The following is a 20,589-nucleotide window of genomic DNA, read 5'->3' as shown; positions in this document are numbered from 1 at the left end:
CGGGGCGACCAGCGCGTTGACGAAGCGGTCTTCGATCTGCACCGGAATGTCGTTTTCGTAATGCACGATCAGCGAGTGAAAGACCTTCTGACCTTCGCGCATGTCCAGCGCCAGCGCGCGCTCGGAACCGGCGGCCTCTTCTTCCAGGGTGATTACCTGACAGGTGTGGCGATGGCCACGGGAGGCGATTTCGTCGGCGATGTTGTGCACTTCGAACAGCGCGGACTGGCTCTTCGGTTCAGCAACGAAAGTGCCGACGCCTTGCATGCGTACCAGCAGACCGTCGGCGGTCATTTCCCGCAGCGCGCGGTTGATGGTCATGCGGCTGAAGCCCAACTGGCTGACCAGCTCGCTTTCCGACGGCACGCGGTAATGCGGCGGCCAGTTACCGCTGTCGATCTGCTGGGTGATCATCTGTTTGACGCGGGCGTACAAGGGCGCCGGACTGTCGCCCATGTTCGCGGCCAACGGGGAGACTGGAGGCGGAGTCGGCACGGTGGATCCCTGTTCATTGGATGAAAGTTGCTAGCTTGCCGGAGTTTACCGGGCAGGCAAACGTCTGTATATGTATATACAAATAACACACGATGGGGTGCTGAACCATGTCCGCCTTCTTTGCCGAACGCGCGCTGCTGCCTAACGGATGGGCCAACAATGTACGTCTCGAGGTCAGCGCCGATGGCGTGTTGACCCGAATCCAGGCCGATTCCACCGCAGATGACGCCGAACGGCTGAGCGGTCCGCTGCTGCCGGGGATGCCGAATCTGCACTCCCACGCGTTCCAGCGAGCGATGGCGGGACTTGCAGAAGTGGCCGGCAATCCCAACGACAGTTTCTGGACCTGGCGCGATCTGATGTACCGGCTCGTCGGAAAAATCAGCCCCGACCAGCTCGGTGTGATTGCCCGTCAGCTGTACATCGAAATGCTCAAGGCCGGTTACACCTCGGTCGCCGAATTCCATTACGTCCACCACGATTACAACGGCCAGCCTTACGCCGACCCGGCCGAACTGGCGTTACGCATCAGCCAGGCGGCCAGCTCCGCCGGCATCGGCCTGACGCTGTTGCCGGTGCTCTACAGCCACAGCGGTTTCGGCGGCCAGACGCCGAACGAAGGCCAGCGCCGTTTCATCAACAGCACCGAAAACTACCTGAAGCTGCAATCGCGCCTGCAACCCCTGCTGGCGCAGCAAAAGGCGCAGTCGCTGGGCCTGTGCTTCCACTCGTTGCGCGCGGTCACGCCACAGCAGATCAGCGAAGTGCTGGCAGCCAGCGACCAGCAATGCCCGGTGCACATCCACATCGCCGAACAGCAGAAGGAAGTCGACGACTGCCTGAGCTGGAGCGGTCGTCGTCCGCTGCAATGGCTGTACGAAAACACCGAAGTCGATCAGCGCTGGTGCCTGGTCCACGCGACTCACGCCAATCCGGAAGAAGTCACGCTGATGGCCAAGAGTCGCGCCATCGCCGGCCTGTGCCTGACCACCGAGGCCAACCTCGGCGACGGGATTTTCCCGGCGGTGGATTTCCTCGCTCAGGGCGGGCGCATGGGCATCGGCTCCGACAGCCATGTGTCGTTGAGCGTGGTGGAAGAACTGCGCTGGCTGGAATACGGTCAGCGCCTGCGCGATCAGCGGCGCAACCGCTTGTATGGCGCGGATCAGCCGATGGTCGGCCGTACGCTGTATGACGCGGCGCTGGACGGTGGTGCTCAGGCCTTGGGCCAGCCGATCGGCGCGCTGGAAGTCGGCAAGCGTGCCGACTGGATTGTGCTCGATGGCAACGATCCGTATCTGGCCACGGCCAGCGGTGACGGGATTCTCAATCGCTGGCTGTTTGCCGGTGGCGATCGTCAGGTACGCGACGTGCTGGTCAATGGTCAGTGGGCTGTGCGCGAGGGGCGACATGCCGGGGAGGAGGACAGCAATCGCGCCTTCACCCAGGTCCTGCGAGAGCTTTTGGGCTGACACAAACCTCTGTTACTGATCGTTCCCACGCTCTGCGTGGGAATGCAGCCCGGGACGCTCCGCGTCCCGAAAGCGGACGCAGAGCGTCCATTGAGGCATTCCCACGCGGAGCGTGGGAACGATCAGAACAGGAGACATCAGTTGGACGTCTTGGCCATCTGCTGATCCGACGTGCGCCAGATCAGGCGCGTAGTGTCATAACCCTGCTGACGCGCCTTGCTCAGCAGTTCCTCACGCACCACGCCGTTGACGGTCGGCGTGCGGGACAACAGCCACAGGTAGCGACGACTCGGGTCGCCCACGAGCGCGGTCTTGTAGTCATCGCTGACGTACAGCACCCAGTATTGCCCCTTCGCCACACCCGGAATCAGGCGCGAAAACCAGGTATCGAACTCGACCCACAGCTTGTCGGTCTTGCCCGGCACCTGTGGATAAGCCGTGCCTTTGACTTCTTCCCACTGCCAGTCCGCCGTCAGGCAGCGGTTGTACACCGCGACATTGCCGTCGGGCTTGAGGGAGTAACGGGCTTCGGATTGCGCGCAATTGCGCTGGAAATACATCGGCAGACGCGCCAGTTCGTACCAGGTGCCCTGGTAACGCTTGAGATTGACACTGTTGACCGTCTTCGGCGCCAGCGGATCTTCACCGGACGTGGCGCAGCCGGCCAATACCAGGCCGGCCAAAAGGACAAGCAATAACCGCTTCATTGTTTTTCTCCCGTGGGCGCGTAGCCCCGGTTTACTTCAGGCCTTGGCCGGAAAACATCAGCACTTTGTCACCGGCGTACTGCACGCTGATAAAGCTGTTCTTGTCGCCCCAGGTGCAACTGGACATGCCGAGCGCGCCCGAGCAATCGGTGGGCTTGCCAAGCAGTGTCTCCACTTCGGCCTTGGCCATGCCGGCCGAGAGCTTCGAATAGTTTTCCTGATTGACCTTGCTGCATGCGGCCAACAGCACGCAAAACGACAGCAGGGCGATAGATCGCAGCGACATGGTGTAACTCCTGGAACGGAAGGGGGATGGCATGGCGCCAACCAGAAGCTTAGAAGAGAAAACCCCTGTCTGGTTCCCTGGGAGGCTGGCTATTTGTTAGCCCGCTCGTCCGGCTTTCGCCGGTAAATCAGACAGTTTGTAAGGCTATTGAGCATTTCGTCGTATTTCGCAAAAGGCGCCTAATCTTTGGCGCGCCGCGGTCGAAATAAGAGCAGCGCAAAGCCCGATAGTGTGGCAAATTGCCGCCCTTTCTTGACCAGCCCCTTCGCGGTAGCTCACTTAATGACCAGAAACATGAAATTCAGCCACAAGATCTTGTTGGCTGCCGCCCTCGTGGTGGCCGTTGCGTTCGCCTGTTTCATTTTGTTCAACGACTATCGCCAGCGCGAAGCCCTGCAAAGCAGTACCGAAGCGTCGATGCAGGAACTGGGCAGCCTGACCACCAGCAACATCCAGACCTGGCTGGAAAGCCGCATCCAGTTGCTGCAATCGATGGCGCAACAGGTTGTCGCCGACGGCAACGCCCCGGCCAGCCTGAAACGCATTATCGACCTGCCCGCCTACACCGGCAATTTCCAGCTCAGCTACTTCGGCGGCGCCGACGGCGTGATGTTTTCGGTCCCGGCCGGCAACCGCGCACCGGATTACGATCCGCGCGCCCGTGGCTGGTACAAGGCGGCCAATGCTGCGCAACAGACCATCGTCACCGAACCGTACATCGCCGCCTCGTCGGGCAAACTGGTGATTACCGTCGCCACCCCGGTGCAGCGCCAAGGCCAGATGATCGGTGTGGCCGGCGCCGACATTGACCTGTCGAGTGTCAGCGCGATCATCAACTCGCTGAACTTCGGCGGCCACGGTCACGCGTTCATCGTCGGCGCCGACGGCAAAATCCTGATCCACCCGGACAGCAAACTGGTGCTCAAGACCCTGGCCGAGGCCTATCCCAACGGTGCGCCGAAAGTCAGCCCGGGCCTGAAAGAAGTCGAGTTCGACGGCAAGACCCAGCTGATCTCCTTCACCCACGTCAACGGCGTGCCCTCGGCCGACTGGTACGTGGCGCTGGTGCTGGACAAGGACACCGCGTTTTCGATGCTCAGCGAATTCCGCACTTCGGCGCTGATCGCCATGGTCATCGCCGTGGTAATCATCATCGCCCTGCTCGGCATGCTGATCCGCGTGCTGATGCAGCCGTTGCTGACCATGGGCCGCGCCATGCACGACATCGCCGAAGGCGAAGGTGACCTGACCAAACGCCTGACCATTCACGGCAACGATGAGTTCGGCGCACTGGGCACCTCTTTCAACCGTTTCGTCGAGCGCATTCACACTTCGATCCGCGAAGTGTCGTCGGCCACCGGCCAGGTCAACGAAGTCGCCCTGCGCGTGGTCGCGGCGTCGAACTCGTCGATGTTCAACTCCGACCAGCAAGCCTCGCGCACCAACAGCGTGGCCGCCGCGATCAACCAGCTCGGCGCCGCCGCCCAGGAAATCGCCCAGAACGCTGCCCTCGCCTCGCAACATTCCAGCGACGCGCGCAGCCTGGCCGAAGACGGCCAGCAGGTTGTGGATAAAACCATCCACGCCATGCAGCAACTGTCGGCGAAGATCAGCGACTCCTGCGGCAACATCGAAACCCTGAACAGCAACACCGTGAACATCGGGCAGATTCTGGAAGTGATCACCAGCATCTCCCAGCAGACCAACCTGCTGGCGCTCAACGCCGCCATCGAAGCGGCTCGTGCCGGTGAGGCCGGTCGTGGTTTCGCCGTGGTGGCCGACGAAGTACGCAACCTGGCGCACCGCACCCAGGATTCGGCGCAGCAAGTGCAGAAGATGATTGAAGAGCTGCAAGTCGGCGCGCGTCAGGCGGTCGGCATCATGACCGAGAGCCAGCGTGAGAGCGAAAGCAGCGTCGGCATCGCTAACCAGGCCGGCGAACGCCTGGGCAGCGTGACCCAGCGTATCGGCGAGATCGACGGCATGAACCAGTCGGTAGCGACGGCGACGGAAGAGCAGACGGCGGTGGTCGAGTCGATCAACGTTGATATCAACGAGATCAACACGCTGAACCAGGAAGGTGTGGAGAACTTGCAGGCGACGTTGCGGGCTTGTGCGGATCTGGAGCAGCAGGCTGCGCGGTTGAAGCAGTTGGTAGGCAGCTTCAGGATTTAAGGCGCTCTCACTGATCTCTTCGCGGGCCTTTCTGCGAAGAGGTCAGTCGTCTTGATACTGATTCAGAAACTCGACCCTGGTTGCGAAAGAAACACCAACTCCTCCGCCGTAGACTCCCGCCCCAACACCGCATTGCGATGCGGAAACCGCCCAAACCGCGCAATCACCTTCTGATGCCGCTCGGCATAATCCAGGTTGTCGGCAAACACCCCGCGCTCCGCTTCCGGCTGTTCAGCCACCAGTTCGATGAATCGCGAAACCGCTTCATTCTGCACCGCGAGGTTTTCGCAGTGTTCGAAGACGAGGTAGATGAAGAGTCGCTGGATCGGTTTCAACTGCCGATCGAAGTCTGCAGCAATCCCCTGGGCAACCAGTTTCTGCGCCCGTAGATCACCGGAAAAAGCCTTGGGCGTATCGCGAAAGATCATTCGCGGGAGTTGGTCGAGCAACAGCACCACCGCCAGCCAACCATCGGGACGTTGCGTCCACTCGGTCAATTCGCCAGCGAGGGCCTGATCGACAAAGACCCCGAAACGCTCACGCGCTTCGAGGTCCTGGCTGTCTTTCTTGCCGAACCACAACCCGCCCTGTTGCGCCGTCACTTCAGTAGCCGATTCGGAGTGACCGAACCACCAATCGAGCAACGGCTGCCAGGGCGCGTTCATGGTTTATTCCTTGTGGTAAGCCGTGGCGCGGGCGACTTCTTCTTTCGAGCCGAGGAACACCGCTACGCGCTGGTGCAGGCCTTCAGGCTTGATGTCGAGAATGCGCTGGTGACCGTCGGTGGAAGCGCCGCCAGCCTGTTCCACCAGGAACGACATCGGGTTGGCTTCGTACATCAGACGCAGTTTGCCCGGCTTGGACGGCTCGCGGCTGTCGCGCGGGTACATGAACAGACCGCCACGGGTCAGGATGCGGTGCACGTCGGCAACCATCGCCGCGACCCAGCGCATGTTGTAGTTCTTTTTCAGCGGACCTTCTTCACCGGCCAGCAGTTCCGAAACGTAGCGCTGTACCGGAGCTTCCCAGTGACGCTGGTTGGACATGTTGATGGCGAATTCCTGGGTGGACTCAGGAATGGTGATGTCTTCGTGGGTCAGGACGAAGCTGCCCATTTCGCGGTCCAGGGTGAAGCCTTTGACACCGTGGCCCAGGGTCAGCACCAGCATGGTTTGCGGACCGTAGATGGCATAACCGGCGGCAACCTGCTGAGTGCCTGGCTGCAGGAAGGCCTTTTCATCCAGCGCTTCGTTCTGGCTCAGGTATTCGTTCGGGCAACGCAGCACGGAGAAGATGGTGCCGACCGGAGCGTTGATGTCGATGTTCGACGAACCGTCCAGCGGGTCGAATACCAGCAGGTAGGCGCCTTTCGGGTATTTGCCCGGGATCTGGTAGGCATTGTCCATTTCTTCGGACGCCATGCCGGCCAGGTGACCGCCCCACTCGTTGGCTTCGAGCAGGATTTCGTTCGACAGCACGTCGAGCTTCTTCTGCACTTCGCCTTGCACGTTTTCTGTGCCCATGCTGCCCAGAACACCGCCCAGGGCGCCTTTGGACACGGCGTGGCTGATTTCTTTACAGGCGCGCGCCACCACTTCGATCAGGAAACGCAGATCGGCAGGAGTGTTGTTGCTGCGGGTCTGCTCAATCAAATAGCGACTCAGGGTAACGCGGGACATGGACGGCTCCGGTGGAATGGGGGGCTAAAAACCCGCGCAGTTTACAGGGAGTCTGAAACCGTAGCGAGCAATGACGCCCGGTAACGTGCGTCGGGTGCAATTCCTGCTATCAGACGTGATCGAACCGAGAGAGTTCAGGCACCGGATTCAGCGTAGTTGGAAACCCGACGGGTGTAGAGGCCACACCCGTCATATTCAGGACTTGGCCGGCGGCTTACGCAGCAGACTGAAAGCCATTGCCGCCAGAAACAGCACGCTGAGCAGCAACACCGCCCACAGGCCGAACTTCTTCCAGTTGGTGTCCGCCGTGGCCGAGGTGGTGGCCGTCGAAGTCTGGGTCGCCAGCGCTTCGCCCTGCACCGTGGCCTTGCCCAGCGTGGCCAGTTTCTCCGGTTTGAAATCGGGGATCAGCGTGGTCAGCGGCAGGTTCGCCGTTTTCACGGTCGGATTGCCCAGCGCCAGGCTGTAAGGCCCGTCGCCGCGCGCGAGGAAGATCACCTGAGTGGCGCGCACCGCGTATTTCACACTCGGCGCCTGCTCGCCGAGACCGCCGCCACGTTCGTCGACCGTCAGTTTCAACTGCTGCACGGTCTGCCCGTAGAGCTGCAATTCGTTCTGCACCACGTCCTGGCCGTTCTGGGTCAGGCGATAGAGCAAGCCGCTGCTCAGCGGTTGCCACGGCAGACTGCTTTCGCGACGCCCCGAGAGGGTCACCGGCGCCAGGCTATTGGCCTGTTTCAGTTCGACCTGCACCCGCTCGATGTTCAGCCCCATCGGCAACTGCCAGGTGTATTCGCCGGACTTGCCGCTGCTGCCGGCCAGCGCCGGCGACCAGACCAATGGCAGCGGCAGGTTGCGCGGGTCGCTGCTTTTCAGTTGCGCCGACGTCAGGACCGGCGCCGAAGCCGGCGAATCCCACAGCAAACGCAGATACCGCGCCGATTGCCCCGGCAGCGCCACTTCATGTTGCTCGACCCGTTCGTCGGCAAACGTCAGGCGCGCGACCTGGCCCTCGCCCCAGGCCTGCCAGTGCTGCAAATCATCGCTGGCCTCGATGCTGAAACGCTGGAAGCCGTCGCGCTCGCTGGTCCAGTCGAGGATCAGTTGCTGCAGCGGCGCCTTGATTGCGCTGGCGTCGAGCAGCCAGCCGCGCAGCACTTCTTCACCGGCTTCAAGCTGACTGGACGGCTGCACTTCCACCAGCGTGCCGGTGGTGGTGGATTGCACGCGAACGCTCGGCGCGCGCTCGGTGGCATCCGCCGAGTTGTACAGCGGGAACCACTTCACCTCATGCAATTGGCCGACGTCGCGGGTCTGCGCTGATTCCCGGGCCAGCGCATAGGCCTGCGGTTCTCCGGCGGCGTTGAACACCCGCAGGTCGCTGAGATCAGTCTGGCGCGCCTGCAACTGCACGCTCAGCGGCAGTTCGAGGCGATACCACGGGCCGGAACCGCTGACCGACAACGGCACCTGCGCGGCGAAGTCCGCCGGTTTTTCCTGGGCGCCGGCCGCCATGGCCACGCCCAGCAACAGCCACCCGAGATTAAGCTTGCGACTCAAGACGACACTCCTTCGGTTTCCGGGGCCGGTTTGTCCGCCGCCGGTGCAGCGTCGACGCGTTTGGGCGGCAGCGGCGCAAAGTAGCCCACCACCAGCAGCAAGACGCCGACGCCGATGAACGAGACGATCCGGGCCAGTCCGCCACGGTTGCTCAATTCGACAAAAATCAGTTTGGCCACCACCAGCGCAATCAGCGCCGCGCCGATCAGCCAGACTTCGCGGCGATGGCGCAGGTGCCCGCCGATCATCAGTCCGAGCGCCATCAGCGTCCAGACGATGGACAGGCCGGCCTGCACCAGCATCGATTCGAGCAGCAGATCCAGCTCGAACGGAATGCCGGCCCAATGGTGAGCGGCGCGGGTGACCAGCGCAGTGCAGAACGCGAACAGCGAAACGCCGGCAATCAGTTGCGTCGCGTAAGCGGCGTAATCCTGGCGGATCGACAGCTCGGCAACGGCGCTGCGCGACCAGACGTAGACACCGAACAGCGCAAACAGCAGACCCAATTCCAGCGGGTTGAGCAGCGGTAAATAAGGCAGCGGTTCGGCATTGCCATCACTCACGCCATTGGCCAGCCAGAACCAGACCAGCATCAACACCGCCAGCGGCGCCGCCGCGTACAGGCGATATTCGCGAGGGAACGCCGCCACCGGCCACGGCCACTGACGCGGCGCAGCCATCAGCAACAAATACACGCTCGGCAGAATCGCCCAGCCCAGCCAGCGCCAGGCGTTGTATTGCTCGGACAACAGCAGCAGGCCGTAGCGCAACTCCAGCGCCAGCACGCCGATCAGCAGCCAGCAACCGAGCACATGCGCCGTGCTCAAGGCCCGCGCCGGCAACATCGGCGCCAGACGCCGCAGGCTGATGAAATGCACGACGAACACCGCCGCCCAGGCCAGCCAGCCGAAATCCGCCGCCGGGTGATAACGCGAGTGCCACGCGCCGAGCAACACCAGTCCGGCCGCCGGAATCAGCACGGTGCAGAGCAACCCGAGCGACGGCCATTTCAGGCGCAGTGCCAACAGCGTCCACAACGCGACACTCAGCGCGGCGACCAGCAGCAACAGCGGCCCCTGCAGATTCAGCGGCGCAAACCGCAGCACTTCGCTGACCCACGCCAGCGCCCACCAACCGGCGCCCCACACCAGCAACACTTCGGACAGTCGCTGCAGACTCAGCACGTCGAACGCCGAGGCGTGATTGCCCAGTTGCAGGCGCCACGCCCCGATCATCGCCGCCAGGCCCAGCACCAATGGCGTCCAGAATCCGCCATGGGCCAGCGGTCGCAGACCTTCGCTGGACAACGGCCCGAGCAGTTCGGGGCCGGCCAGCAAAAACGCTGCGCCGCCGATCAGTTGCAACAGCAGACCGAAAACAAAACTCACGCGCTGCTTGAGGTACAGACTGAGCCAGATGATCAGCAAGCCACTGGCCGCCCACACCGCGCTCGCGGTTTGCCAGGGCAGCACGAACAACACCGCCAGATTGATCAACACCAGACCTGCCAGCAGCACCACCGACAAACCGCGCAGCAAACGAACATCGCTGCGCACCATCTCGTCGCGCGCCGCCAGCAACATGCCGGCGATCAGCGCCAGACCGATCAGCGATGCGCTGAGCAAACCGCTCCACCCGGCGCTGAACACGGCCGCCGAATCCTCGCCCGCCCCTTGCAGGCGCAACAGGAACAACGCTCCGCCGAGCAGTTGCACGGCAAACGCGGTGAACAGGAAGGTGCGCGATTGCAGGCGCAAGCCAACGAACAAAGTCACCAGCCCGGCCAGCGCCCAACTGATCGCCGTGCCCTGAGTGAAGAAGAACAGCGGCGCCAGCAGATACAGGAAGGTCAGCCCCAAGCACGCCAGCACCGACAAGCCCTGACGTTCCCACGGTGAAGTTTGCTCCGGCGACGCCTTGCGCAATTGATAGAAGCTGAACAGCAACGCCGCGCCGAGCATCAATGCCCCCAATGGCGCACCGTATAGCAGACTGCTTTCGCCAACGCGCAACTGACTGAGAAACGCCAGCGCCGAGCCCAGTTGCAGCAGCAACGCGAAGGCCCGGGCCAACGGCCGTTGCTGACGCAAGCCGAGCCAGAAAATCCCCGCGCCCTCTACCGCCCAGGCGGCGGAGGTCCAGCGCGCATCCAGCCCCAATGGAATCGCCAGGCTGGCGAAAATTACCCCGAGCGCCAGGCAAGTCTCGCCCAGCAACAATGCGCGTCCGCCCATCAGCACTTTGGCGAGGGCCATGTAGATCATGCCCAGCGCCAGTGCGCTGAACGCCGCTGCAAATTCCAGATGCTGCACCAGCGCGAATTGCAGGCCGAAACCCACCAGTGGCGGACCGAACAGCATCGTGCCGTCGACGTAGTCGCCCTTGCGCGCCGACCAGTGCAGCAGCGCCTCACGATCACCGTCTGCCGGGGCGTCCGGCATGTCCAGCAACTTGCGTCGGGCGAACAGCAGGCCGATGGCCAGGTACATCAGGAAGAACAGAATCAGGAACGGCTCGGTGCTCCACAGCAACTCCGGCGTGTACGAGCGCAGGCCCCAGGCGAAACCGATGCCGAAGGTGCCCACGAAGCCGATCAGGTTGAGCAGGCGCCAGGCCTTGAACCAGGCGATGGCCAGGATGCCGGCGTTGAGCAGCGCGAAATAACTGAACAGCGCGACATGGTTGCCGGCGCCGGTCGACGTCAGAATCGGCGCGGCGAAACCGCCCAGCGCGGCGACGCAGGCCAGGGCCAGGGAGTCCTGGGTGATGGCCAGAATGGCCGAGAACACCGTCACTGCCACCAGCAATCCCAGCGCAGCAGACGGATCGAGCAGCGGGTGCAGACGCATCGCCGCAAACACCGTCAGGTACAACACCGCAATCCCGGTGCCTTGCAGCATCAAGGCGTAGCTGTTGTTGCGATGGCGCAACCACCAGCCCAGCGCCAGCAATCCCAGCGCTGCCGCCGCAACCCCGGCGTAACGCAATTCGATCGGCACCACCATGCCTTCGGTGGCGTAGCGCAGCAGGAAAGCCAGACCGAAGAACAACAGCACCACACCGACCCGCAGCACGGTATTGCCACCGAACAGCCAGTTGCGCGCAGCGCTGATGCCGCGTTCGATAAGGTTCGGGCCACGAGGTTCGGCGGGTTGTCGGGGTTCAGGTTCAGGCGTAACGGCGTCCAGACGCCAGACATCGACCGGCAGCGGCTGACCGGGTTCGCTGGCGGCGACGGCGACAGGTTCGAGTTCGGGTGGCAGTTCCCAGACCAGCTCGGGTTCTGCGGCAGCGGGTTGTTCAAATACCGTGACGGGTTCAACGATCGTTTCGCTGGCCGGCGCGACACTCGGCGGCGCTGGCGAATGCGCCGGAGCGCCCTCCAGCAGAAACAGACGCTGTTCGACGCCCTGCAATGCGATCTTCGCGTGATCCAACTGACGCTGTTGCTCGGCGGCTTGTGAACCCAGCCGCGCGATACGCATCGCCTGCCCGATGGCGAGCCCCAGCAACGCGCCCAACAGCGCATCGCTGAACGACTCGTCGAGCAGCCAGCCGAGCAGCAGCCCGATCAACATGAACATCCATTGCATGGTCGATATCCCTGAGCAGCCCCGTGGCGGGGCGGAACCAACGCTCAGTATATCGGCCCGGCCCAACAATCGTGGGGCCGGGCGCACATTTGTCGCTAAAAGTTACTCCAGTGCCTTCCAGATATCCGTGGCGTACTCGCGGATCGTCCGGTCGGAGGAGAACCAGCCCATGCGCGAGGTGTTCAGTACCGCCGAGCGCCACCAGTTGTTGGCGTCGTGCCAATGCGCATCGACACGCATCTGCGCATCCCAATAGGAGTCGAAATCGGCGCAGACGAAGAACCGGTCGTAATCCACCAGCGAATCGATCAGCCCGGTGTAGCGCGACGTGTCATCCGGCGAGAACACCCCGCTGCGGATCGCCTGCAACACATCGTTCAAACGGTGGGACGCAGCGATGTCCGGCAAGGCGCTGAACTCGTGATTCTGCTTGCGCGCCTCGACCTGCTGGGCGCTGAGACCGAAGATGAACATGTGCTCGGCGCCGATGTTTTCGCACATCTCGACGTTTGCGCCATCGAGGGTGCCGATGGTCAGCGCGCCGTTCAGGCCGAACTTCATGTTGCTGGTGCCCGAGGCCTCGAAACCGGCGGTGGAGATCTGCTCCGACAAGTCCGCCGCCGGAATGATGCTTTCCGCCAGACTGACGTTGTAGTTGGGCAGGAACACCACTTTCAGCAGGCCGCGTACGGTCGGGTCGTTGTTCACCACCCGGGCGATGTCGTTGGTCAGTTTGATGATCAGCTTGGCCTGGTGATAACTGGCCGCCGCTTTGCCGGCGAAGATTTTCACCCGCGGCACCCAGTCGATTTCCGGCTCGGCACGGATCGCCTGATACAGCGCGACCGTATGCATCAGGTTGAGCAACTGACGTTTGTATTCGTGAATCCGTTTGACCTGCACGTCGAACATCGCCGCCGGATTGACCGCGATCCCCAGCCGTTCATGGATCAGGTAAGCGAGGGCCTTTTTGCTGTGCAGCCGCTGCTCGGCGAAGGCTTTGCGGAAGGCTGGTTTTTCGGCGAACGGCTCAAGATCGAGCAGACGCTGTTCGGGGTTATCCAGAACATCCGCGCCGAGGGAATCGACCAGCATCGACGTCAGTTCCGGGTTGGCCTGGTACAGCCAGCGGCGGAAGGTGATGCCGTTGGTCTTGTTGTTGATCCGCTCCGGATACAGCTTGTGCAGTTCGGCGAACACGGTTTTGCGCATCAGCTGCGTGTGCAGCCCGGACACGCCGTTGACGCTGTGGGAACCAAGGAACGCGAGGTTGCCCATGCGAACCCGGCGGCCGTTGTCTTCCTCGATCAGCGACACCGCGCGCAGCACGTCGAAATCGTGAATGCCCTTGGCCCGCAGCGAATCGATGTGCTGGGCGTTGATCAGGTAAATGATCTGCATGTGCCGCGGCAGCATGCGTTCCATCAGCCCCACCGGCCAGGTTTCCAGCGCTTCGGGCAGCAGCGTGTGGTTGGTGTACGACAGCGTATCGACGGTGACTTGCCACGCCGCGTCCCAGGCCACGTCGTAGACATCGACCAGTTGGCGCATCAGTTCGGCAACAGCGATCGAGGGGTGCGTGTCGTTGAGCTGGATCGCCGCGTGATCGCCGAGGGTCAGCACCGAGGTGTGCATGTTGCGATGACGGCGCAGCAAATCCTGAAGCGAGGCGGCGACGAAGAAGTATTCCTGACGCAGGCGCAGTTCCTGCCCGGCTTCGGTGCTGTCCGCCGGGTAGAGCACGCGGGAGATACTTTCGGCCCGGGCCACTTCGGCGACGGCGCCCAGGTGGTCACCGGCGTTGAAGCGCTCCAGGTGCAGATCCTCCATGGCTCGCGCCCGCCACAAGCGCAGGGTGTTGACGCTCGCGCCGCGCCAGCCGACCACCGGAGTGTCGTAAGCAATCGCCCGGACGGTTTCCGCCGGGTGCCAGACTTGCCGGGACTTGCCGCTGGCGTCGGTGACGGTCTCGACGCTGCCGCCAAAGCCGATCGGATAGACCACCTCTGGCCGCTCGAACTCCCAGGGGTTGCCGAAATCCAGCCAGTGCTCGGTCTGCTCCTGTTGCCAGCCATCGACGATGGCCTGGCGAAACAACCCGTGCTCATAACGAATGCCGTAGCCGTGGCCGGCGATGCCGAGGGTCGACATGCTTTCCATGAAGCACGCCGCCAGCCGTCCGAGACCACCGTTGCCCAGCGCCGCATCCGGCTCGAGGATGCGGATGCGCTCCAGATCGACGCCCAGTTCGGTCAGCGCTTCACGGGCAACGTCCAGCAGACCGAGGTTGCTCAGGCTGTCGTACAGCAAACGGCCGATGAGAAATTCCAGCGAGAGGTAATACACCCGCTTCTGGCCTTTGCGGTAGATCTGCCGGGTGTGGTCCATCCAGTGCTCGACCATGTGATCGCGCGCCGCCAGGGCAATGGCTTCGAACCAGTCATGGTCGAAGGCGTGATCCGGGTCTTTGCCCACCGCGTAGGTGAGTTTGGTCAGGACGGCGTCGCGGAATGCGGCCACCTCTGCTTCGCGAACTAGTGGTTCTTGAGTCATCGATAGGACCTCGAGCGAGCGGGGAGTTGTCAGAGCCTAGACGGTCTGACCGACGGTAAGGGCTCTGGTTCGGCAGTTTTTACCGAGAGTGTGAGATCGACCGGCAATACTCTGGCGAATGCCTCAATGAATGCAGGGGCCGTGCCGAATTGTCGGACGATGCGGGTGCATGAAGAAAAAATCTGGCGAAAGGTTGTTCAAAAATCCACCAGTCCCGGTATGATCGCGCGCCCTGATGCACACGCCTGGTAAACACCGATGATGAAGCCCAACCTGATCGCCGCAGCCGAGATCGACCGTCTCGATACCTGGGCCAAATATTCGGCCCCGATGTGCGGCTCGTGCGTTTCCAGCTGCTGCACGCTGCCGGTCGAGGTCAAGATCAAGGATCTGGTGCGCATCGGTGTGGTCGACGAGTTCGAACTGGGTGACCCGCCGAAGAACATCGCCAAGCGTCTGCAAAAGGAAGGTCTGGTCGAGCGCTTCAACCAGAAGTCGGGGATCTTCACCCTGCAGCGCATGAGCAACAACGATTGCTACTACCTGGATCGTAAGAGCCGCCTGTGCACCATTTATGACAAGCGCCCGGACACCTGCCGCAACCACCCGAAGATCGGCCCGCGCCCGGGCTATTGCGCGTACAAGCCGAAGGAAGTGGAGCGGGTGCAGAATTCGCGGTCGATCGAGCGGTTCTGATCCCGCTTGATCGTTCCCACGCTCTGCGTGGGAACGCAGCCCGGGACGCTCCGCGTCCCAGACGCCGAACGCGATATTCAAATCCCGGACAAACAAAAACGCCCCCGGCCTCTCGACCGGGGGCGTTTTTTTCAGCCTTGGCTAAATCTTATGCCTTGGCTTTCTTGGCAGCGCGGGTACGCTCGCTTTCGTCCAGGATCTTCTTGCGAAGACGGATGGACTTAGGAGTAACTTCGCACAGCTCGTCTTCCTGGATGTATTCCAGAGCCTGTTCCAGTGTGAAGCGAACAGGTGGGACCAGAGCGATGGTTTCGTCTTTACCCGAAGCACGCATGTTGTCGAGCTTCTTGCCTTTGGTCGGGTTCACACCCAGGTCGTTGTCGCGGGAGTTCTGACCAACGATTTGACCGTTGTAGATCTCCTGGCCGTGTTCCACGAACAGCTTGCCACGAGCCTGCAGGGTTTCCAGGGAGTAGGTCAGTGCCTTGCCGGTTTCAACCGAAACCAGAACGCCGTTCTGACGGCCGGACATGTGGCCCGACTTCACTGGAGCGTAACGGTCGAAGATCGAGGTCAGGATGCCAGCACCGTTGGTCAGGGTCAGGAACTGGTTACGGAAACCGATCAGACCGCGAGCAGGGATGTTGTATTCCAGACGAACACGGCCTTTGCCATCCGGCACCATGTTGCTCAGGTCGCCTTTACGCAGACCCATTTCTTCCATGACCTTGCCCTGGGATTCTTCAGGGATGTCGATGGTTACGTTTTCGAACGGTTCCTGCTTCACGCCGTCAACTTCACGGATGATCACTTCAGGACGGCCCAGGGCCAGCTCGAAGCCTTCGCGACGCATGGTTTCGATCAGTACCGAGAGGTGCAGCTCACCACGGCCGGATACCTTGAACTTGTCAGCCGAGTCGCCTTCTTCAACGCGCAGTGCAACGTTGTACAGCAGCTCTTTGTCCAGACGATCCTTGATGTTACGGGAGGTCACGAACTTGCCTTCTTTACCGCAGAATGGCGAGTCATTTACCTGGAAGGTCATGGAAACGGTTGGCTCGTCAACGGTCAGAGGCTTCATCGCCTCGACATTGTTGATGTCGCACAGGGTGTCGGAGATGAACAGCTCGTCGAAACCGCTGATGCAGACGATGTCGCCAGCTGCAGCTTCTTCAACGTCAACGCGGTGCAGACCGTGGTGACCCATCAGCTTCAGGATACGACCGTTGCGGCGCTTGCCGTCGGCGCTGATAGCGACAACCGGGGTGTTCGGCTTGACGCGACCACGAGCGATACGGCCAACACCGATAACACCCAGGAAGCTGTTGTAGTCCAGAGCGGAGATCTGCATCTGGAACGGACCGTCACGGTCAACAGCCGGAGGCGGAACGTGGTCGACTACCGCCTGGTACAGCGCGGTCATGTCTTCGCCCATGGCGGTGTGGTCCAGACCGGCGATGCCGTTCAGGGCCGAAGCGTAAACAACCTGGAAGTCCAGTTGTTCTTCGGTAGCGCCCAGGTTGTCGAACAGATCGAAGATCTGGTCCAGAACCCAGTCAGGACGCGCGCCCGGACGGTCAACCTTGTTGATGACCACGATTGGACGCAGGCCGGCTTCGAAAGCCTTCTTGGTCACGAAACGGGTTTGCGGCATAGGGCCGTCTTGGGCATCGACCAGCAGCAGCACGGAGTCAACCATGGACATTACGCGCTCAACTTCGCCGCCGAAGTCGGCGTGGCCCGGGGTGTCCACGATGTTGATGTGGTAGCCGTTCCAGTTGATGGCGGTGTTTTTCGCCAGAATGGTAATGCCGCGCTCTTTTTCCTGGTCGTTGGAGTCCATCACGCGCTCGTCGTTGAGCTCGTTGCGCTCCAGAGTGCCGGATTGACGCAGGAGTTTGTCTACCAGGGTGGTCTTACCATGGTCAACGTGGGCAATGATGGCGATGTTGCGTAGATTTTCGATCACTTGTGTATCTCGATCAGAGGATTCGGTTTGCTGACAAGTCTTGGCAGCGATTGACAGTAGTGTCCGGCATGGCCGTTACAGCTTGACGGCGGTGTCGGGGGGCCGGTGACGCAGGCCACAGGCAAACAGCCCCGGGCACTTAGCTCGGTCGATAAACGCGCACATTGGCATGCCCCTCACTGAGCAAATGGTGGGCATGCAGGCGACTCATCACGCCTTTGTCGCAATACAGCAGGTACTGGCGAGTAGGGTCCAGTTCCTTGAAACGAGCGTTCACTGCGTAGAACGGCATCGTCTGTACCTCTATGCTGGCGAGCTCCAGCGGGTCATCCTCGGCGGCATCCGGGTGGCGGATGTCGATGACGATCTGACCGGCCAGCGCTTCGCTGACTTCTTCGATCTGCAAATCCTGGCCCAATTCGTCGATCACCCGATCGATCGGCACCAGTCTGGCGTTTGCGAGCGCACGCTCGAGCACCGCCATGTCGAATTCCTGCTCTTCGTGCTCGACCCGGCCACGCTTGGCGGCGGTCTTCGGGTTGACCGAGATGACGCCGCAGTATTCCGGCATGTGCCGGGCGAAATCACCGGTACCGATCTGGGCGGCCGTGTCGATGATGTCCTGCTTGTGGGCGACGATCAGCGGTCGCAGCACCAGCTTGTCGGTGACGCAATCGATGACTGACAGGTTCGGCAACGTCTGGCTCGACACCTGGGAAATCGCTTCGCCGGTGACCAGCGCATCGATGTGCAGGCGTTCGGCAATGCTCGACGCTGCGCGCAACATCATACGCTTCAATACGACGCCCATATGACTGTCGTCGACCTTGCCGAGAATTTCGCCCAAGACTTCTTCGAACGGAACACTGACAAATAGCACGCGTTGCGAGCTGCCGTACTTCTTCCAGATGAAATGCGCGACTTCCATTACGCCCAATTCGTGGGCACGACCGCCCAGATTGAAGAAGCAGAAGTGCGTCATCAGGCCGCGACGAAGGATCTGGTACGCGGCAACCGTCGAGTCAAAACCGCCGGACATCAATACCAGCGTCTGCTCCAGCGCACCGAGCGGGTAGCCGCCGATGCCATTGTGCTGGCTGTGGATCACGAACAACCGTTTGTCGCGAACTTCGATGCGGACTTCGATTTCCGGCTGTTTCAGGTCGATTCCGGCGGCACCGCACTCACGGCGCAGCTTGCTGCCGACGTATTTTTCGACGTCCATCGAGCTGAACGCATGCTTGCCCGCACGCTTGCAGCGCACCGAAAAGATCTTCCCGGTCAGCGCATCGCCGTAGTGCTGCTTGCACTTCTCGGTGATGTCGTCGAAGTCACCCAGCGGGTACTCGTCGATCTGCAGAAAGTGCGCGATGCCCGGCATGCAGGTCAGGCGTTCGCCCATCTCTTTCAGGGCCTTGGGGTCGGTGACGCGGGTTTCCAGCTCGAGATTGTCCCACACACCGTTCACCACCACGGCCGGGTCCAGGTCGCGGAGCACGGTGCGGATGTTCTTGGCCAACTGGCGGATGAATTTCGTCCGGACAGGTCGGCTTTTGATGGTGATCTCGGGGAAGACTTTTACGATTAGTTTCATGAAAACAGCGCGCGCAGGGCCAGCCGAAAAAGGGGGGCGCGGATTATAGCGGAAATTGCTCAAGGTTTAACCAGTTAATGTGCAGAAGGTTTTGCACGCACCAAAACGGGTCATTTTTCGATTTGAGCGCTACATTAAAGGGCGAGATTTTCGCCTTTAAGGCGCTTTCGACCTTTAGAAGCGTGAATTTGGGGCAAAAAACCCATGCTGGGGCACTGGCATGCAATTTGCTCCCTTGTGAGGCAGGTTGCCTTGGCAGAGTATTCGCGCCGGCATCACCACTATTAAGGGCATCCACTACCCGCCCTAATTCACCCGGAGGACACTATGTCGAAGTCGGTTCAACTCATCAAAGATCATGACGTCAAGTGGATTGATCTGCGCTTCACGGACACCAAAGGCACTCAGCACCACGTGACCATGCCGGCTCGCGATGCGCTGGAAGACGACTTCTTCGAAGTTGGCAAGATGTTCGACGGTTCCTCCATCGCTGGCTGGAAAGGCATCGAAGCCTCCGACATGATCCTGCTGCCGGACGACGAAACCGCCGTTCTGGACCCGTTCACCGAAGAGCCGACCCTGATCCTGGTCTGCGACATCATCGAACCTTCGACCATGCAAGGTTACGATCGCGACCCGCGCGCCATCGCCCGCCGCGCCGAGGAATACCTGAAGACCACCGGTATCGGTGACACCGTATTCGCCGGTCCAGAGCCTGAGTTCTTCATCTTCGACGAAGTGAAGTTCAAGTCCGACATCTCCGGCTCCATGTTCAAGATCTACTCCGAGCAAGGCTCGTGGATGTCCGACCAGGACGTGGAAGGCGGCAACAAAGGCCACCGTCCAGGCGTGAAAGGTGGCTACTTCCCGGTCCCGCCGTTCGACCACGACCACGAAATCCGTACCTCCATGTGCAACGCACTGGAAGAAATGGGCCTGACCGTTGAAGTTCACCACCACGAAGTGGCAACTGCCGGCCAGAACGAAATCGGCGTCAAGTTCAACACCCTGGTGAAGAAAGCCGACGAAACCCAGACCCTGAAATACGTTGTGCACAACGTTGCCGACGCTTACGGCCGCACCGCGACCTTCATGCCGAAGCCGCTGTACGGCGATAACGGTTCGGGCATGCACGTTCACATGTCCATCTCCAAAGATGGCAAGAACACCTTCGCAGGTGAGGGTTATGCCGGCCTGTCCGACACCGCCCTGTACTTCATCGGCGGCATCATCAAGCACGGTAAGGCCCTGAACGGCTTCACCAACCCGGCCACCAACTCCTACAAGCGTCTGGTGCCAGGCTTCGAAGCGCCGGTAATGCTGGCCTACTCGGCTCGCAACCGTTCCGCCTCGATCCGTATTCCTTACGTCAACAGCCCTAAAGGCCGTCGTATCGAAGCCCGCTTCCCGGATCCGGCTGCCAACCCGTACCTGGCTTTCGCAGCACTGCTGATGGCCGGTCTGGACGGTATCCAGAACAAGATCCACCCAGGCGACGCAGCTGACAAAAACCTGTACGACCTGCCGCCTGAAGAGGCGAAAGAGATCCCGCAAGTTTGCGGCAGCCTGAAAGAAGCCCTGGAAGAGCTGGACAAGGGCCGTGCGTTCCTGACCAAGGGCGGCGTGTTCTCCGACGACTTCATCGACGCTTACATCGCGCTGAAATCCGAAGAAGAAATCAAGGTCCGCACCTTCGTACACCCACTGGAATATGAGCTGTACTACAGCTGCTGATCCGGTAGCGCCGCGCTACGCGGCGTGACAGAAAGAGGCCTCCTTCGGGAGGCCTTTTTTATTGGCCGGAATTCGT

Annotated in this window: 14 protein-coding genes; 4 read left to right on the top strand and 10 right to left on the bottom strand. The window is 61.3% G+C overall.

Going from position 1 to position 20,589, the window contains the following annotated elements:
• Positions 1-456 (bottom strand): GntR family transcriptional regulator (locus tag K5E37_RS09125; protein ID WP_221533637.1); only part of this gene is annotated, 456 nt, incomplete at its 3' end.
• A gap of 146 nt (positions 457-602) precedes the next feature.
• On the opposite strand from K5E37_RS09125, the gene K5E37_RS09120 reads away from it, so the two are divergent.
• Entirely contained in the window at positions 603-1,967 is a 1,365-nt protein-coding gene (locus K5E37_RS09120; RefSeq protein WP_221533635.1) for a formimidoylglutamate deiminase, read from the top strand.
• 137 nt (positions 1,968-2,104) lie between these two features.
• Here K5E37_RS09120 and K5E37_RS09115 read toward each other — a convergent pair whose 3' ends face one another.
• The gene (locus K5E37_RS09115) at positions 2,105-2,674 is read right to left on the bottom strand and encodes a lipocalin family protein (RefSeq protein ID WP_007952485.1); all 570 of its coding nucleotides are present in this window, start codon (positions 2,672-2,674) and stop codon (positions 2,105-2,107) included.
• Positions 2,675-2,705: 31 nt separating this feature from the next.
• Entirely contained in the window at positions 2,706-2,960 is a 255-nt protein-coding gene (locus K5E37_RS09110) for a hypothetical protein (RefSeq protein WP_007952486.1), read from the bottom strand.
• A 282-nt stretch (positions 2,961-3,242) separates the two neighbouring features.
• Here K5E37_RS09110 and K5E37_RS09105 point away from each other — a divergent pair, with 282 nt between their 5' ends.
• Positions 3,243-5,135 (top strand): methyl-accepting chemotaxis protein, encoded by a 1,893-nt coding sequence (locus K5E37_RS09105; RefSeq protein ID WP_218887838.1) that lies wholly within the window; start codon positions 3,243-3,245, stop codon positions 5,133-5,135.
• Between the two features lie 62 nt (positions 5,136-5,197).
• Here the strand turns inward: K5E37_RS09105 and K5E37_RS09100 are convergent, their stop codons facing one another.
• From K5E37_RS09100 to K5E37_RS09080, 5 genes are all read right to left on the bottom strand, one after another.
• Positions 5,198-5,800, bottom strand: coding sequence for a DUF924 family protein (locus tag K5E37_RS09100; protein WP_221533634.1), 603 nt, complete (start codon positions 5,798-5,800; stop codon positions 5,198-5,200).
• A gap of 3 nt (positions 5,801-5,803) precedes the next feature.
• On the bottom strand, positions 5,804-6,814 hold the full coding sequence (locus K5E37_RS09095) for a class 1 fructose-bisphosphatase (protein WP_007952492.1): 1,011 nt from the start codon (positions 6,812-6,814) through the stop codon (positions 5,804-5,806).
• Positions 6,815-7,009: 195 nt separating this feature from the next.
• Positions 7,010-8,374, bottom strand: a complete 1,365-nt coding sequence (locus K5E37_RS09090; protein WP_221533633.1) for a DUF3999 domain-containing protein — start codon at positions 8,372-8,374, stop codon at positions 7,010-7,012.
• The gene (locus tag K5E37_RS09085; protein WP_221533632.1) at positions 8,371-11,967 is read right to left on the bottom strand and encodes a DUF2339 domain-containing protein; all 3,597 of its coding nucleotides are present in this window, start codon (positions 11,965-11,967) and stop codon (positions 8,371-8,373) included. The genes K5E37_RS09090 and K5E37_RS09085 overlap by 4 nt, the downstream gene beginning before the upstream one ends.
• Positions 11,968-12,069: 102 nt before the next feature.
• Positions 12,070-14,520: a glycogen/starch/alpha-glucan phosphorylase gene (locus K5E37_RS09080; RefSeq protein WP_007952498.1), complete on the bottom strand. Its 2,451-nt coding sequence runs from the start codon at positions 14,518-14,520 to the stop codon at positions 12,070-12,072.
• 258 nt (positions 14,521-14,778) lie between these two features.
• Between K5E37_RS09080 and K5E37_RS09075 the strand changes: the two genes are divergently transcribed.
• Positions 14,779-15,216 carry a YkgJ family cysteine cluster protein gene (locus K5E37_RS09075; RefSeq protein ID WP_007952500.1) on the top strand — a complete coding sequence of 146 codons (438 nt, stop codon included), beginning with the start codon at positions 14,779-14,781 and terminating at the stop codon, positions 15,214-15,216.
• A gap of 148 nt (positions 15,217-15,364) precedes the next feature.
• Here the strand turns inward: K5E37_RS09075 and typA are convergent, their stop codons facing one another.
• A complete protein-coding gene (typA, locus tag K5E37_RS09070; protein ID WP_007952502.1) occupies positions 15,365-17,185 on the bottom strand; it encodes a translational GTPase TypA in 1,821 nt (606 codons plus the stop codon).
• A 139-nt stretch (positions 17,186-17,324) separates the two neighbouring features.
• Positions 17,325-18,779, bottom strand: coding sequence for a tRNA uracil 4-sulfurtransferase ThiI (gene thiI / locus K5E37_RS09065; RefSeq protein ID WP_221533631.1), 1,455 nt, complete (start codon positions 18,777-18,779; stop codon positions 17,325-17,327).
• Positions 18,780-19,106: 327 nt separating this feature from the next.
• Here thiI and glnA point away from each other — a divergent pair, with 327 nt between their 5' ends.
• Positions 19,107-20,513 carry a glutamate--ammonia ligase gene (glnA, locus tag K5E37_RS09060; protein WP_011332032.1) on the top strand — a complete coding sequence of 469 codons (1,407 nt, stop codon included), beginning with the start codon at positions 19,107-19,109 and terminating at the stop codon, positions 20,511-20,513.
• Positions 20,514-20,589: the final 76 nt, after the last annotated feature.

The sequence above is a fragment of the Pseudomonas sp. RIT778 genome (assembly GCF_019718735.1).
In the GTDB taxonomy this organism is placed as follows: Bacteria; Pseudomonadota; Gammaproteobacteria; order Pseudomonadales; family Pseudomonadaceae; genus Aquipseudomonas; species Aquipseudomonas aphyarum.
The sequence above is the reverse complement of the archived record's forward strand: the minus strand, read 5'-3'. Positions and strand labels throughout refer to the sequence as shown.

Coding starts and splice junctions, on each gene's coding strand:
- K5E37_RS09110 (WP_007952486.1), bottom strand. CDS start 2,960: ATGTCGCTGCGATCTATCGCCCTGCTGTCGTTTTGCGTGCTGTTGGCC.
- K5E37_RS09100 (WP_221533634.1), bottom strand. CDS start 5,800: ATGAACGCGCCCTGGCAGCCGTTGCTCGATTGGTGGTTCGGTCACTCC.
- K5E37_RS09120 (WP_221533635.1), top strand. CDS start 603: ATGTCCGCCTTCTTTGCCGAACGCGCGCTGCTGCCTAACGGATGGGCC.
- K5E37_RS09115 (WP_007952485.1), bottom strand. CDS start 2,674: ATGAAGCGGTTATTGCTTGTCCTTTTGGCCGGCCTGGTATTGGCCGGC.
- K5E37_RS09085 (WP_221533632.1), bottom strand. CDS start 11,967: ATGCAATGGATGTTCATGTTGATCGGGCTGCTGCTCGGCTGGCTGCTC.
- K5E37_RS09095 (WP_007952492.1), bottom strand. CDS start 6,814: ATGTCCCGCGTTACCCTGAGTCGCTATTTGATTGAGCAGACCCGCAGC.
- K5E37_RS09080 (WP_007952498.1), bottom strand. CDS start 14,520: ATGACTCAAGAACCACTAGTTCGCGAAGCAGAGGTGGCCGCATTCCGC.
- glnA (WP_011332032.1), top strand. CDS start 19,107: ATGTCGAAGTCGGTTCAACTCATCAAAGATCATGACGTCAAGTGGATT.
- thiI (WP_221533631.1), bottom strand. CDS start 18,779: ATGAAACTAATCGTAAAAGTCTTCCCCGAGATCACCATCAAAAGCCGA.
- K5E37_RS09075 (WP_007952500.1), top strand. CDS start 14,779: ATGATGAAGCCCAACCTGATCGCCGCAGCCGAGATCGACCGTCTCGAT.
- K5E37_RS09105 (WP_218887838.1), top strand. CDS start 3,243: ATGACCAGAAACATGAAATTCAGCCACAAGATCTTGTTGGCTGCCGCC.